The organism is Collinsella sp. CLA-AA-H167 (assembly GCF_040095305.1).
GTDB lineage: Bacteria > Actinomycetota > Coriobacteriia > Coriobacteriales > Coriobacteriaceae > Collinsella.
In genome coordinates, this window is sequence record NZ_JBBNGA010000002.1 from 106740 (window position 1) to 120829 (window position 14090).

A 14090-nucleotide genomic window follows, 5' to 3' on the forward strand; every position below is an offset into this window, starting at 1 on the left:
ATCGGTGAGGCCGGCCCCCTTTGGGGCGTTATGCATGTATGGTGGCAGCGTGTTTATTGCGATGTGCCGACTGCGGCGTTTACGCAGATAAAACCTGCCGAAATAAACCTGTCCCTAAATGGTAGGTTTTAGTGCTTGCCGTTGGCGGAGGCGGAGCCGTTGACGTGGTCGCGGGCATAGATCACGCCGTGCACGATTGCCAGGCCGGCGGCGTCTGCGGCGCGGGCGCAGGTGTCCTGGAAGTCCTCGGCCTCGCGGGCGCGCAGCTGCTTGAGCACGTAGTCGGCGACAGCCATCTTGCCGGGAGGGTTGCCGATACCGGTGCGGATGCGGCTGAAGTCGCGGCTGCCCATCTTGTCGATGATGGAGCGCAGGCCGTTGTGGCCGGCGTGGCCGCCGCCCACCTTAACACGCACATCGCCGGCGGGAATATCGAGCTCGTCGTGGATTACGAGCAGCTCCTCGGCCTTGATTTTGTACTCGCGGCAGAGCTTGGAGATGGGGCCGCCCGAGGTGTTCATGTATGACTGCGGCTTGACCAGCACAATCTGGCGCTTGCCGCCCTCTTCCTCGGCATCGTTGATATTGATGAGCGCGACCTCGGCGCCGGCCTGGTTTTTCCAGTACGTGACGCCGGCCTGACGGGCCAGCTCATCGATCGCCTTAAAGCCGGCGTTGTGGCGGGTCTCGGCATATTCCTCACCCGGGTTGCCGAGTCCGGCAACCATGCGAATCTTAAGCGGCTGTGCAGCTGCCATAGGCTTCCTTTCGTTACATAAGTAGTTCGTTCAACGACAAAGGCTACCACGCCCGCCGAAGGCGAGACTTCGTTTCAGCGAAATCCCACCAGACAAAAGCGCGGCCGCGGCAGAGCGAGCCGCCGGAACAGAAGAAACCCCCGCGCGACCTTTGCGAAGCAAGGGGGAGCGCGGGGGTTTCTTCTGTTCCGGCGGCGATGCGCCGGGTTGCAAGGACGATGCGACTACAGCGCGAAGTCGCCGCCGACGAGCGTGGAGACGGGCTCCTCGTGGTAAACGGCGGAGATGGCCTGAGCGAACTCCTCGGCGACCGAGATGGTCTTGATCTTGCCGCCGACCTCGACGGGGATGGCGTCGGTGACGACGCACTCGACGATGGGGGCATCGTTCAGGCGCTCGATGGCCGGACCGGAGAAGATGCCGTGGGTGGCGCAGACGTAGATGTCGCCGGCGCCCATAGCCTTGAGCTCCTTGACGTTGGCGCACAGGGTGCCAGCGGTGTCGATCATGTCGTCGTTGATGATGCAGGTCTTGCCCTTGATGTCACCGATGATGCCCATGACCTCGGCGGCGTTGTGGCGCGGACGGCCCTTGTGGGCGATGGCCAGGTCGCAGCCGAGCATGTCGGACAGCTTCTTGGCGGCCTTGGCGCGACCCACGTCGGGGGAGACGACAACCAGGTTGTCGGTGTCGAAGTGCATGTCGTTGTAGTACTGGCCAAACAGCGGCAGTGCGGACAGGTGGTTAACCGGGATATCGAAGAAGCCCTGGATCTGGCCCTGGTGCAGGTCGAGGGTGATGATGCGGTTGACGCCGGCGCGCTCGAGCAGGTTGGCGACGAGGCGGGCGGTGATGGGCTCGCGCGGGCCGGCCTTGCGGTCCTGGCGGGCATAGCCGTAGTGGGTGATGACGGCGGTGATGGAGCGGGCGGATGCGCGCTTGGCAGCGTCGGTGGCGATGAGCAGCTCCATGAGCATGTCGTTGACGTTGCCGCCGGCCACGGACTGAATCAGGAAGACGTCGGCGCCGCGGACGGTCTCGTCGTAGCGGGCGTAAATCTCACCATTGGCGAACTGCTTTAGCGTAAGGCCCGAAAGCTCGACCCCAAGGTACTCAGCGATCTTCTGAGCGAGGGGACGGTTGGAGGAACCGGAATACACGCGAATGGACTTGCGCATATTCTCCGACTTCTCGGGATCATTAATCGGCATTACCCTTCTCCTTTATACATCGAATGCCATATAGATGCCTTTTTGCATTGTAACCGCGCGGCGGGGTTAATCGGGTCTTGATAACGTCTTTACCGTCAACGGACACGAACCGACCACTCATCTGGCCGCGCAGGTCAGCATAGAAAAAGGAGCCGTCCCCATGGGAACAGCTCCTTAGATGCTTGATAAAACGTTATACCTCGTCGTCCTCGTGCAGGCGGCGGCGGTAATCGGCGGCCCAGCCCTCAATATTTACCTGACGGGCGCGGCCCAGGCCGAGTGCGTCGGCCGGGACCGGCTCGGTGATGACGGAGCCGGCGGCAACGAGCGCGCCGTCGCCGATCTGGGCGGGTGCGACCATCATGGTGTCGGAACCGATGAAGGCATCCTTGCCGATGACGGTCTTGTGCTTGTGAACGCCGTCGTAGTTGCAGGTGATGGAGCCCGCGCCCACGTTGACGCCGGAGCCCATGGTGGTGTCGCCGATGTAGGACAGGTGCGGCACCTTGGAGCCCTCGCCGATCGTGGACTTCTTGATCTCCACGTGCGTGCCGGCCTTGGAGCCGTCGAGCATGTGGGTGCCCGGGCGCAGGTAGGCGCGCGGGCCGCAGTCGACGCCGTTTTCGATGACGGCCTCGATGGCGATGGTCTCATCGATGGTGCAGCCGCTGCCGACGGTGGTGTCGGTGAGGCGGCTGTTGGGGCCGAGCTGGCACTCCTCGCCCACGGTGACGTGGCCGATCAGGTGCGTCTGCGGCCACACGACGGTATCGCGGCCGATGGTGGCATCGGGGCCGATCCAGGCCTGCGTGGGATCGATGAAGGTAACACCCTCGGCCATCCAGTGCTCGTTGATGCGGCCCCGCGCAATGGCGGTAAGCTGTGCGAGCTGGATGCGGCTGTTGACGCCCAGGCCGTCGCGGTAGTCGTCGCAGTGGAAGATGGAGACCGCCTGGCCGTGGCCTTTGAGGATCTCGAGCATGTCGGGCAGATAGTACTCGGACTGCGCGTTGTCGTTGCCGATCTCGTCAATGTGGGCGGCGAGCTGCGCGCCGTCGAAGGCGTAGCAGCCGGCGTTGCACTCGAGCAGCGTGGCGGCCTGCTCGGGCGTGCAGTCCTTCTGCTCGATGATGCGCTCGATCTGGCTGTCGGCGCCCAGCTTGATGCGGCCGTAGCCGAAGGGGTCGGGCGGGGTCATGGTCATGACGGTGCAGGCGAGCTCGCCGGTAGCGACGGTCTGCGCGAACTTGGCGACGGTGTCGGCGGTGATGAGCGGCAGATCGCCGTTGAGCACGACGACCGGGCCCTCGGTGATGCCGCAGGCCTCGAGCGCGACCTTCACGGCGTGGCCGGTGCCCAGGCGCTCGGTCTGCTCGACGCACTCGACCTTGGTGGCGCTGTTGGCATAGGCGCCGTCGATAAGGGCGCGCATCTCGTCGGCGTGGCTGCCGATGACGACCACGACGCGGCTGCAGCCGGCCTTGATGGTGGCGTCGACGATCCACTGGACCATGGGCTTGCCCAGGATCTTGTGCGAAACCTTGCAGTGGTTCGACTTCATGCGGGTGCCCTCGCCGGCGGCGAGGATAATTGCGGTTGCGTCCATGTGATCTCCTGTTACGTTATAGAGACGTGTGTTTTGAAACGATACACGGCGCAATATGATACCGCAGGCATATGACGAGCGCGTAACGATTGGTTTGCGGCGGTTGAGGCTTGCGCCGCCGGCGTGGCGTTTGCACTGCTTGTGTGCGGCGTTGGCGGTGCTGTGGAGCTGTCGTTTGAGCGAGGGGACGGGGGTACCCGTGGACAACATACGAGAGGGGTTTGGCGGCGAGCCCGTCGCGGCATTCTCGATGTCTCATCCGGCTGTGCCGGCACTCTATATAGTGCTGACGCTGGGGCTCACTATGTTCTCGATGCAGCCGGTGCTGATTGCGCTGTCACTTGCGGGCGGGCTGGCGTATGGATTTGCGACGCGTGGGGCTGCCCGCACGCTGGGCGCGCTCCGCTGGCAGCTGCCGGTAATTTTGATCGTTGCGGTGCTCAATCCGCTGTTTAGCGCCTCGGGCTCGACGGAGCTGTTCCGTATTGGCATGCGCGCGGTGTATCTGGAGAGCATGGTATACGGCCTGTGCATGGGCGGGCTGTTTGTGGCGAGCATACTGTGGTTTGAGGCGGCGGCATCGATGCTCGAATACGACAAGGTACTCGCGCTGCTGGGCAATGCCGCGCCGGTGATTGCGCTCATGATCTCGATGTGCATGAGGCTTATCCCGCAGTTTTTACGCCGCGGTCGTACGGTGCTGGCGGTGCAGGATGCGATTGATGTGCCGGGCCGCGCGCCGGCCGACCCCGTACGCTCGCGCCTGCGGGCGTCGAGCGTGTTGATGGGCTGGGGCATGGAAGATTCGCTGGAGCGCGCGGACGCGACGCGCTCGCGCGGGTGGGGTGCCGCGACGCGTCGTACGACGTATGCGCGGTATCGACTGGGGCGCAGCGACGTTGCCGCGCTGGCCGGGCTCGCACTGTTTGGTGCTGTCGCGGTGGCGGTGGCGTGGACCGCGACGACGCAGTATTCGTTTTATCCGCAGCTCTCGGTTCCGGCGCCGTGGCTGGGCTATGTCGTGTACGCTGCCTGGATGATGCTGCCTTGCGCGTTGCACGCGATTGATGAGAAGAGGTTTGGCTGATGGCTCGGTTGGATAGGGGCCCGGTGTCGGGCGCGGCGTGCGACCCGGATATGCTGGCGATTGAGGTGCGGAGCCTTAGTTTTGCCTATCCCGGGGCCGAGGCACCGGTGCTCGAGGGGCTTGATTGGCGTGTTCCCCAAGGTGCATTTGCGCTGCTTGTTGGCGGTACCGGTTCGGGCAAGTCGACGCTGCTGTCGCTGCTCAAGCCCGAGATCGCGCCGGCGGGCGAGCGCACTGGTGATGCGCGCGTGCTGGGCGAGAACGTTGCCGACATGGACGTGCGGGCATCGGCGGAGCGCGTGGGCTATGTGTTCCAGGATCCCGAGAACCAGATCGTGTGCGAAACCGTGTGGCACGAGATGGCGTTTGGCCTGGAAAACTTGGGGCTAGCACGTGATGAGATGCGCCGTCGCGTAGCTGAGACCAGCTATTTCTTTGGTCTGGAGGACTGGCTTCATCGCGATACCGATACGCTTTCGGGCGGCCGCAAGCAGCTGCTGTCGCTTGCCGCCGTCCTGGCGCTGCGTCCGCGTGTGCTGCTACTCGACGAGCCCACGTCTCAGCTCGATCCCGTTGCCGAGAAGAATTTTCTGCACGCGCTGTTTCGCGTGAACCGTGAGTTGGGCTGCACGGTTGTTGTGGCTACGCATCAACCGCGTCCAATGCTCGAGTATGCGACGTGTGCGTACCGGATTGAGGACGGTCGCGTGCGCGAGGTGGCGGATATGGCTTCTTTGGGACGCCGAGAATCGTTGTTTTCCGACGACATGTTGGGGTGGGGTGCCGTCCGATGTGCAAAAAACGGAGTATTCAGCAGGCGTGAGGACAATTTGGGCTCTCTGGAGCCGCCCGGGGACGTATCGAGCGCGAAAAAAAGTTCGGAATTGGACAAATCGTCCGAATTTGTGGCGCAAACGTCGCTCGAGAACGGCTCGGAAGCCTTCCCGCGCACGGATGGGAGCAGAATACTCCAAAAAATGCACGGCGGGTCGGCTACCACCCTGGCAGGGAGCTGGTTTCGCTACGATCGCGCGGGCGGTTGGGTGCTGCGCGGGCTCGACGTGGCGTTTTCGGCCGGTGCGGTGCATGCGGTCGTGGGCGGCAACGGATGCGGTAAGTCGACGATGCTCTCGGTGCTGGCGAAGACCGCCAAGCTGCAGCGCGGCCGCATGGTGCGCGGAGCGGCCTCGGCGGCGCTGCTGCCTCAGAACCCCAAAGCATTGCTGGTTGCCGAGACGGTTCACGATGAGCTGATGGAATGGGCCTCGACCTGCGGATATGACGAGAACTTGGCGCGGGAGCGTGCGGCGCAACTGGGATTGGACGGCCTGGAGACGCGTCACCCCTACGACCTCTCGGGCGGACAGCGCCAGCTGCTCGCGCTGGCAAAGCTGCTGCTGATTGGCCCCGAGCTGCTGCTGCTTGACGAGCCCACGAAGGGCTTGGACCTGGAGAGCCGCCGCATCATCGCTCGCGCCCTGCGTGACCATGCGAAGGCTGGCGGCACCGTCATCATGGCAACGCACGACCTGGATTTTGCCGAGCAGGTAGCCGACGACATCGCCATGATGTTTGATGGCGAGATCGCCTGCATGGAGCCGCCGACCGACTTCTTTGCCGACAACGTGTTTTATAGGGCGTGAGCGGGTTCGCGGGCGAGAACGGTCTTACTGCTTGAGCGCCGTGTACTGCTGAAGGAGCGCCATGAGCCCAACGCGGCTGTTGACCTGTGTTTTTCGAAAGATGTTCTCCAGATGCTTTTTAACGGTGCCAGTGCTGATGGAGAGCTCTTCGGCGATGGCCGCGTTGTCCATGCCCGATAACACGCAACGACACACATCGATTTCGCGCGCTGAGACGTCGTAGTCGTGAGCAAATACGATTTCAGACGAGCTGCGGTCGGCGCGCACACGCCATTTTGATAGTCGGTTCGTGAGGTGTGGTTCGATGAGCTCAAGGATTTGAACTTCGCGATCGCTAAAGTCGCCCTCTTCTTTCTTGCGATTAAGATTGAGCGATCCCAAAAAGCCCTCGTCATTAAAGAAACTGACGTTGACGACGGGGCGGCCGCCAAGATAATCCTTCATATAACTGCTGTCGATATCGCCAGGGCTGAGCTGATCGGACTCGCGCAGCACCGTCGAGCGCGTAAGATTGCGGTGGGCGACGATCATGTCCTGCTGCCAGTACTTTTCGGTGTAGAGCTCGAGCATCCCAGCGGGGACATCGATGCCAAGAGGGTCAAGAAAGACGCGCGTTTTCCATTCTTGCGGGGTGGATACGAGATCCCTGGAAAGGTCGCTCAGGAAAAATGCAGCCGACTCGTAGGGGATGAGAAAACGCAGCTTTTTGAGGACGGTCGAGCGAAACTCGCGGTCGCTGTCGATGGAATTAATCGAAAGCACGAGATCGTTTAAGCAGAGCCATTCAGAATCGGACAAAAAGCTCAAGATGACCTCCGATGAGATTGCGTAGTGGTTTAGCTGGCATTTTAGTTAATTTGCGTAGAGATACTACTCCTTTTTTCGAATGATGATAAGCCGTTAGCCGAATGGTTTCGGTGAGGGGCCAATCGCAAAATATGAATACCTAAGAGCCAGGGCCCGGTTCTCCAAGCTGTTTGATTATTCCGACTTATTAAAGGAGTCATCATGGAAGAGAAGCTTCCTTCATGGCGTTGGGCGATTGTTTCAGTCGTTTGCTTGCTGTGCTTTATGGCTAACTACATGCAGTACCAGGTCTCAGCACTCGCCGTCGAGGTCATGCCTATGCTCAATATCGATACCGTCGGCTTTTCGATGCTGTTCCTCGTTCCTATGCTTACCGCCGTTTTCTTCTCAATTCCGCTGGGTGCCCTTGGTGACCGTATCGGTTCTAAGAAAGTTGTCACGGTTTGCACCGCAATTTCGGTTGCCGGCGGTTTTCTCCGTTGCTTTACGCTCGATTCGTTCACGATGCAGATGACATCGATGTTCCTGATTGGCATGGGAATCTCGGCACTCAACGCCAACCTCATCAAGGTGCTCGGCACCTGGTTCCGTGAACAGACTGGTTTCGCCATGGGCTTGTTCTACGCGGCTTCGTGCGTTGCCATCGTTGTCGCTCAGATCTGCGCTGGCTTGTTCGGCAGCGTCTTTAACTCTTATATGGTCGCTGCTGTCGTCATGACCATTTCCTGGGTTCTTTGGATTGTGCTTGACCGAGATGTGCCCGAGGGGCAATCGCTCCCCGAGCCCGAGCCCGTGCTCGACTACATCAAGGTTGCTATCAAGAGTCCTGGCGTGTGGCTAATCTCCATCGGCGTCGGTTTTGGACTTGCCTCTACCACTGCCTATGCCGGTTTCCTGCCTCAGGCGCTTCAGCTTGGCAAGGGCATAGACGTCGCCACTGCTGGTTTCATGGCCGCAATTGTTACCGTTGGCAGCTTTTTCGGCTGCATCGTTGGGCCTGCGTTCTGCGATAAGCTTGGAAAGTTCAAGGGTTTTCTCATCGTCACTACTCTCATCGGTGCCATATCGATGTTCGTGACGTGGTACACCCCGGTTGGTTTCCTTCTGTGGACGATTTTGGTCATCAATGGCTTCTTTACCGCCATCAACGGCCCGATCATGCAGTCCATGCCTGTCCTCCTTCCCGAGATTGGTGATAAGTATGCTGGCTCCGCTGGCGGTATCGTAGGCACCATTTCCCTGCTCATGAGCTATTTCCTGCCTATCGGTATCTCCGCCATTGCCGGTGCCGATTACACTATGAACATGGGTCTCGAGAGCCTCTGCTTCCTGCTTTCCGTGGTTCCGGTTTTCTTCCTGCCCGAGCTCGGCCGCAAGGCCATGCAGGCTGCCGCCGCCAAGGACGGTGAGTAGCCATGGAATCGGTGGTTCCCGCCGATATCGTCCTTAAGACGACGGCGCTGTTTACGGCCGAGGAACTTGAGCCTCGCGCTGGGTGCGTTGCAGTTCGCGGCAGCGAGATTGTGGCCGTGGGCTCTCCCGACAAGGTGCAGCCGTTTATCGGTCCCGATACTGAGGTTATTGACGCCGGCAACAAACTGGTCATGCCCGGATTCAACGATTCACACATGCATTTTGCGCTTGGTTCAATCCAGAAGGATGAAGACTTCTGTTGCGATCTGATGTTCCTGCCGAGTGAGCAGGCTTGCGTGGATGCTGTGGCAAAGTTTGCTGCCGAACACCCTGACAATCCGTGGATTTACGGCCAGGGTTGGTATTCGCCTGCATGGGAAAACCCGATTGACCCTGATTGCCGCAGCCTCGATGCGCTCGATATCGACCGCCCAATCGTGCTTTCGGATTTTTCGATGCACGTGGTGTGGTGCAATACCGCCGCGCTTAGGGCGGTTGGTATTGATCGCAATACCCCGACGCCTGAAGGTGGCCTTATCCGCCACTTTGACAACGGCGAGCCCAATGGCTTTCTGTCTGAGCCCCAGGCGACGAACATCTTGCTCGATGTTGTGCTCAACAAACCGGACCTTGATGCGTCGTTGCTCAAGTCGATGCGCAAGTTCAACAAGCTCGGCATAACTTCGATCGGTGATATGTATCCTTTGGGCGTGACCACGCCCGGCGTGTACGACATCTATGACCGTCTGGCGAGCGAGGACCTGAGTACGCTGCGTATTAGCTACTATTCTGCGCTCGACGCTCCGATGGCAGAGTCGCAGGCCCTGCGTGTGCGTCATCACGGCGAGCGCGTCCGAATGGCGGGTCTCAAGTACATTTTGGACGGCTGTCCCGAGGCGTACACGGCCTACATGCATGAGCCGTATCTTAACGCTCCTACGGGGAAGGACTTTCGCGGCGAACCAGCATGCAACCAGGAGACGCTTGACCGCATGATGCTCGAGGCCAGCAAGAATGGCTTCGATGTTCGTATTCATGCCATCGGCGACGCATCGGCCACGATGATTATCGATGCCGTCGAGCGTGCCGAGGAGGTGTGCGGCAACAAGGGGGCGCGTTTTGCTATCGAGCATACAGATAACCTGAAGCTCGAGGATATTGCTCGCATGAAGCGCCTGGGCATTAATGCTGCGGTCCAGCCGCAGCATCCCATCGGAGGCCTTGGGCAGGGCGTGTACGAGGAGTCTCTTGGCGAAGAGCGCATGAGCCACATGTGGCGCTATAGGGAAGAGGCCGATGGCGGAATCCACTTAGGGCTTGGTACTGACTGGCCTGCGGTGATGTCAATCGATCCTATCGATACCGTGTATGCTGCGGTGACGCGTAGCGAGTTTGACGGGCACCCGGCGGAGGGATACTTCCGCGAGAATGCCCTGACGCTCGGCGAGACGCTGCAAGCGCACACGCTCGGCTCAGCATATGTCGAGGGCTTTGAGCGCCGTTTGGGCAGCCTTGCCGCCGGCAAGCTTGCCGATATCGTCATCCTGTCGGGCAATCCGTTTGAAATGAACCCGATGGCGCTTCGCGATCTCGAAGTCGAGACGACGATCTTTAACGGACGCGTCGTCTATCGCAAGGATGAAGCATAGATAGGGTGATGAACGTGAGCAAAGGGACGGTCGAAAAATATGCCCTGCTGTTTGTGGTGTGCGGCATCGTGTTTGCTGCGAACTACGCGCAGTATCAGGTGTCGGGATTGACACATCTGGTTGTGTCGGACCTGCATCTGACCTCGGCCGAGTTTTCAGCCGTCCTGTTTGCCCCGTTTGTTCCTGCCGTTGTATTCGGCATGCCTGTCGGCGTTTGCGCCGATCGATATGGCGTGAAGGCGCTCGTATTCATCGCGTCGGCGATTTCTGCAATTGCAGCGGCTGCTCGCGCGGAGTGCGCATCGTTTGCGACGCTGTTCACGGCGACCATGCTTCTGGGTGCGGCACCATGCGTCGTGAATGCCATCGTTCTAAAAGTGCTTGGTTCCGCTTTTGGCGGAGAAACCGATAGGGCCATGGGATGGTTCTACGCTGCGGGGTCGGGCGGAATCGCCTGCTCGCTTGCAACCTCTCCTCTCTTTGCAACGCCCGGACGAGCATATGCCCTTGCCGCGGTTTTGTTTGCCGTGTTTGGATTGCTGTGGCTGCTGGTTGCGCCGTCGGCAGATGTTCTGCAGGCTGCAGATGGCTTTGGCGTTCAGGGCGCGGAGCCTGCTGCATCGTCGGCAAGTGCGTTTGCGGCGGTAATCAAGATGCCGATAGTTTGGCTCGTGGCGATACTGCTTGGAGTTGCCCTTGCATCGGCTACGGCGTACTCGGGTTATCTTGTTTCAGCGCTTGAGGCTTCAACTGAACCCAAGGCTGCTGGACTTCTCGCCTCTTTCGTGACGCTTGGATCGATTGTCGGCAGCGTGGCTGGACCCTATGTGCGGGCGCAATTTGGCGATTATCGCGTGTTTATGGCCATCTCCGCAATGGCGGGAAGTGCCCTTATGTGGGCAGGAGAGGCTTTTGTCTCCCATCCTTCTGTGGGGCTGATGTTTGCGATCGGCGTTTCGAGCTCCGTCGCTGGTCCGGTCGTTCAGTCGCTGCCCTACATGCTGCCCGAGGTGCGCGAGGGACTTGCGGGAAGCGCCGGCGGCGTGGTGAGCACCGTTTCACTGGGGCTTACGTTTTTGATTCCCGTGGCCCTCTCCTTCTGCATTGGCGAGAGCTACGAAACGCTGCTTTTTGGGTGCGCTGTTCTGTTTGGCGCGACGGCGCTGGTGTCGCCATTCCTGCCGTCTCCCGATTCACTTATGTAATATTCGCTTCCGCCCTTTGGGCCTGGCCGACAAGGGCAAAAGGAGTTGGTCTACTTGACACTAAAAAAGAGTACCGCTGTGACCATTCTCAACGGCATCGTTAATCCTCTATTCATGTGTTCATTTCTGCCGATTGTTGAGGGAAAGCCTGGCTTAGATTTTCAGGGACTTACTGGTTTCTGGGGGCAGCTTATTCTGGCCATCGGTATTGCACAGTTCGTGGGTTTTTTGCCGCTCTTTGGCAAAGCAATTGAGACGTGCGTTGAGTTTTTTGGTTTTGATCGGAACACTCCGGGCGCACGGATTTGCGGAACCGTTGTGGGCGCTACTCTGCTCTTCTGCATTATCGGGCTATTTGAAGTCGCGTTTCAGTCAGGCGTTGGCGTTATCGACGGTGTGCCGTTTTTCTCGCGCTGGGTTCGCCTCGTGGTGGGCGGATGGGCCTTTGTCGTTGTGGGCGGCTTGCTGTTTGATCCTTTTGTCGCGGCCATTGCCGCTAAAGTTACGGGCGAATAGCGCCAAGACCGGTCGCGTGGCGAAAGCCTGATCGACTGGCAGCCAAGGTCGGCCGGGGGATTGGTCGGCCTCATTTTGCCCGTGCTACCATAAACGGACATTCGTTTGATGGGGGCTGCCGTTGTCACGCGTCTTGCAACATATGGAAATCCCGCTGCTGCTGGCGGTTCCTGCGGTGATGGCTGCGGCGTTGCTGGCTGGCGTTGAGCAGGCAGCGTTGGCCATGCTGGTTGTGGTGGCGCTGGTGCTTGCGCTGTTCTTTGCGGGTTACGAGGCTTCGCGCCCGGGCCTGCGCCAGATTATGCCCACGCTGGTGTTGGCGGCGTTGGCCGCGGCGGGGCGCATCTTGTTCGGTCCCATTCCCGACTTTAAACCGGTGAGTGCCATCGCCATTATCGCGGGGGCGACGCTTGGTCGCCGCAATGGTTTTATGGTTGGCGCGCTGGCGGCGCTGACCAGCAATTTCTTTTTTGGACAAGGCATGTGGACGCCGTGGCAGATGTATGCCTGGGGGCTGGTTGGCTATGTTGGCGGCGCGCTAGCGTATGCGGGTGCGTTCGACCGCGTCGACGGCACCGTGCGCATGCCAGTACTGCTGGCGTACGGCTTTGCGTCGGGCCTGCTCTATGGCGTCGTGATCAACGCATATGACATCATTGGTTTTGTACAGCCGCTTACTTGGGCGGGTGCCGTGGCGCGTCTTGCCACGGCAGTGCCGTTCGATATTACGCACGGCCTTGCGACCTGCGTGTTTTTGGCCGCCTTGTACAAGCCTTGGTGCCGTCGCATTAACCGTGTCGTCGTGAAATACAGGCTGTAGGGCTGGTTGCGTCGGGGCGGGAATCAATACTGCCGAAGTGTCATTTCAAAACTATGCCGGTTTACGGGGCTAGATTGGCGCAGGCAGACCATGCCGGCTTTTTTCGAAATAGAGTAAGCCGTTCACCTGCGGTTTTATTATCTCGGAATTGCGTATGGTTGGGGGTTCGCGATTCAGCCCCGTAAACCGGCATAGTTTTGGAATGGCCGGCTGATATGACGGGCATCGTGGCCCTCAGAGAGCCAAATTGATCCATTTTCTTCCGTCCCCAGATGTCCCCAGGGAATCAGTTGACGGCGCTTGCCACGAAACTGGCCCATCTACTACGTTTAGCTTGATACTCCCGACCATGACCGCGTTTTATGAAAAACCGCAGGCTTTCTACCTGCGGTTTTCTTTTTGCGTTGTTCGCTGTGGTTGAGGGTGGTGGCTTAAACGTAGTAGATGGGCGTGTTTCGTGGCGGATGGGTCACGCGGACACCCTCACGAGGCCCAAAATGATCCGTTTTCCTTCGTCTCCGGGGGCAGCTGGAGTTAGAGCTCCAACGTAAGGGTGACGGGGCAGTGGTCGCTGCCGAAGATGTCGCCGCGGATGCCGGTGTCGCGTACGTTGTCGGCGATTGCGTCGCTTACCAGGAAGTAGTCGATGCGCCAGCCGGCGTTGTTCTTGCGGGCATTAAAGCGATAGCTCCACCAGCTGTAGACGTCCTCGACGTCGGGGTTTGCCGCGCGCCAGGTATCGGTAAAGCCGGCGTTGAGCAGCTCGGTAAACTTGCCGCGCTCCTCGTCCGAAAAGCCGGCGTTGCCGCGGTTGGACTTGGGGTTCTTAAGGTCGATCTCCTCGTGCGCCACGTTAAAGTCGCCGCAGGTCACGACGGGTTTGCCGGTCTCGCGCTCGAGCGCGTTCAAAAAGCCGCGGTAAGCATCGTCCCAGGCCATGCGCACGTCGATGCGGGCGAGTTCGTTTTGCGCGTTGGGAGTGTAGACATCCACAAACCAGAACTTGTCGAACTCCAGCGCGCAGACGCGGCCCTCGGTTGCGGCTTGGGCGACGAGTACGGCCGCCTCGTTCTCGCCGGCGTAGGGTAGCAGTGCGTCGGCGTGCAGCACGCGCAGCGGTTCCTGGCGGCTAAAGACCGCAGTGCCCGAATAGCCTTTACGCTCGGCGTAGCTCCAGGTTTGGTGATAGCCGGGCAGGTCAATATCGACCTGGCCTTCTTGCAACTTGGTCTCTTGCAGCGCCAGGATATCACCGTCGAGTTCTTGCGCGATCTGGATAAAGCTCGGGTCCTTTTTGAGCACGGCGCGCAGGCCGTTGACGTTCCACGAGGCGAAAGTGTAAGTCTGAGGCATGGTGTCCTTTCGACGGGGTTGG

At 59.9% G+C, this 14090-nt stretch carries 12 protein-coding genes; 7 read left to right on the plus strand and 5 right to left on the minus strand.

From position 1 onward, the window contains the following. Positions 1-128: 128 nt before the first annotated feature. The 3 genes from pth to glmU all read right to left on the minus strand — a co-directional run bounded on the left by pth (position 129) and on the right by glmU (position 3575). The gene (gene pth / locus AAAT03_RS02615; protein ID WP_192934494.1) at positions 129-758 is read right to left on the minus strand and encodes an aminoacyl-tRNA hydrolase; all 630 of its coding nucleotides are present in this window, start codon (positions 756-758) and stop codon (positions 129-131) included. Between the two features lie 224 nt (positions 759-982). Then, positions 983-1969, minus strand: a complete 987-nt coding sequence (locus AAAT03_RS02620; protein WP_089573682.1) for a ribose-phosphate pyrophosphokinase — start codon at positions 1967-1969, stop codon at positions 983-985. A gap of 193 nt (positions 1970-2162) precedes the next feature. Continuing rightward, a complete protein-coding gene (glmU, locus tag AAAT03_RS02625) occupies positions 2163-3575 on the minus strand; it encodes a bifunctional UDP-N-acetylglucosamine diphosphorylase/glucosamine-1-phosphate N-acetyltransferase GlmU (RefSeq protein WP_349102535.1) in 1413 nt (470 codons plus the stop codon). A 199-nt stretch (positions 3576-3774) separates the two neighbouring features. On the opposite strand from glmU, the gene AAAT03_RS02630 reads away from it, so the two are divergent. Both AAAT03_RS02630 and AAAT03_RS02635 read left to right on the plus strand, forming a co-directional pair. Further along, the gene (locus AAAT03_RS02630; RefSeq protein WP_349102536.1) at positions 3775-4662 is read left to right on the plus strand and encodes an energy-coupling factor transporter transmembrane component T; all 888 of its coding nucleotides are present in this window, start codon (positions 3775-3777) and stop codon (positions 4660-4662) included. Beyond that, entirely contained in the window at positions 4662-6305 is a 1644-nt protein-coding gene (locus tag AAAT03_RS02635; RefSeq protein WP_349102537.1) for an ATP-binding cassette domain-containing protein, read from the plus strand. Before AAAT03_RS02630 ends, AAAT03_RS02635 begins: the two co-directional genes overlap by 1 nt. 24 nt (positions 6306-6329) lie before the next feature. Here the strand turns inward: AAAT03_RS02635 and AAAT03_RS02640 are convergent, their stop codons facing one another. After that, on the minus strand, positions 6330-7103 hold the full coding sequence (locus tag AAAT03_RS02640; RefSeq protein ID WP_349102538.1) for a helix-turn-helix transcriptional regulator: 774 nt from the start codon (positions 7101-7103) through the stop codon (positions 6330-6332). A gap of 210 nt (positions 7104-7313) precedes the next feature. On the opposite strand from AAAT03_RS02640, the gene AAAT03_RS02645 reads away from it, so the two are divergent. From AAAT03_RS02645 to AAAT03_RS02665, 5 genes are all read left to right on the plus strand, one after another. Continuing rightward, positions 7314-8525, plus strand: coding sequence for an MFS transporter (locus tag AAAT03_RS02645; RefSeq protein WP_124785728.1), 1212 nt, complete (start codon positions 7314-7316; stop codon positions 8523-8525). A gap of 2 nt (positions 8526-8527) precedes the next feature. Further along, positions 8528-10174, plus strand: a complete 1647-nt coding sequence (locus tag AAAT03_RS02650; RefSeq protein WP_117840351.1) for an amidohydrolase — start codon at positions 8528-8530, stop codon at positions 10172-10174. 14 nt (positions 10175-10188) lie between these two features. Beyond that, complete coding sequence (locus AAAT03_RS02655) at positions 10189-11379, plus strand: MFS transporter (protein WP_158558638.1); 1191 nt, start codon at positions 10189-10191, stop codon at positions 11377-11379. 78 nt (positions 11380-11457) lie between these two features. Then, positions 11458-11895 (plus strand): hypothetical protein, encoded by a 438-nt coding sequence (locus AAAT03_RS02660; RefSeq protein WP_117778675.1) that lies wholly within the window; start codon positions 11458-11460, stop codon positions 11893-11895. A gap of 121 nt (positions 11896-12016) precedes the next feature. Next, positions 12017-12715, plus strand: coding sequence for a DUF6580 family putative transport protein (locus AAAT03_RS02665; protein ID WP_231500818.1), 699 nt, complete (start codon positions 12017-12019; stop codon positions 12713-12715). A 534-nt stretch (positions 12716-13249) separates the two neighbouring features. Here AAAT03_RS02665 and AAAT03_RS02670 read toward each other — a convergent pair. Further along, entirely contained in the window at positions 13250-14068 is an 819-nt protein-coding gene (locus AAAT03_RS02670) for an exodeoxyribonuclease III (protein WP_349102539.1), read from the minus strand. Between the last annotated feature and the right edge of the window lie 22 nt (positions 14069-14090).

Bases quoted from the DNA above. Each gene is read 5' to 3' on its own strand.
- pth (WP_192934494.1), bottom strand. From the start codon at position 758: ATGGCAGCTGCACAGCCGCTTAAGATTCGCATGGTTGCCGGACTCGGC.
- AAAT03_RS02620 (WP_089573682.1), bottom strand. From the start codon at position 1,969: ATGCCGATTAATGATCCCGAGAAGTCGGAGAATATGCGCAAGTCCATT.
- glmU (WP_349102535.1), bottom strand. From the start codon at position 3,575: ATGGACGCAACCGCAATTATCCTCGCCGCCGGCGAGGGCACCCGCATG.
- AAAT03_RS02635 (WP_349102537.1), top strand. From the start codon at position 4,662: ATGGCTCGGTTGGATAGGGGCCCGGTGTCGGGCGCGGCGTGCGACCCG.
- AAAT03_RS02645 (WP_124785728.1), top strand. From the start codon at position 7,314: ATGGAAGAGAAGCTTCCTTCATGGCGTTGGGCGATTGTTTCAGTCGTT.
- AAAT03_RS02650 (WP_117840351.1), top strand. From the start codon at position 8,528: ATGGAATCGGTGGTTCCCGCCGATATCGTCCTTAAGACGACGGCGCTG.
- AAAT03_RS02670 (WP_349102539.1), bottom strand. From the start codon at position 14,068: ATGCCTCAGACTTACACTTTCGCCTCGTGGAACGTCAACGGCCTGCGC.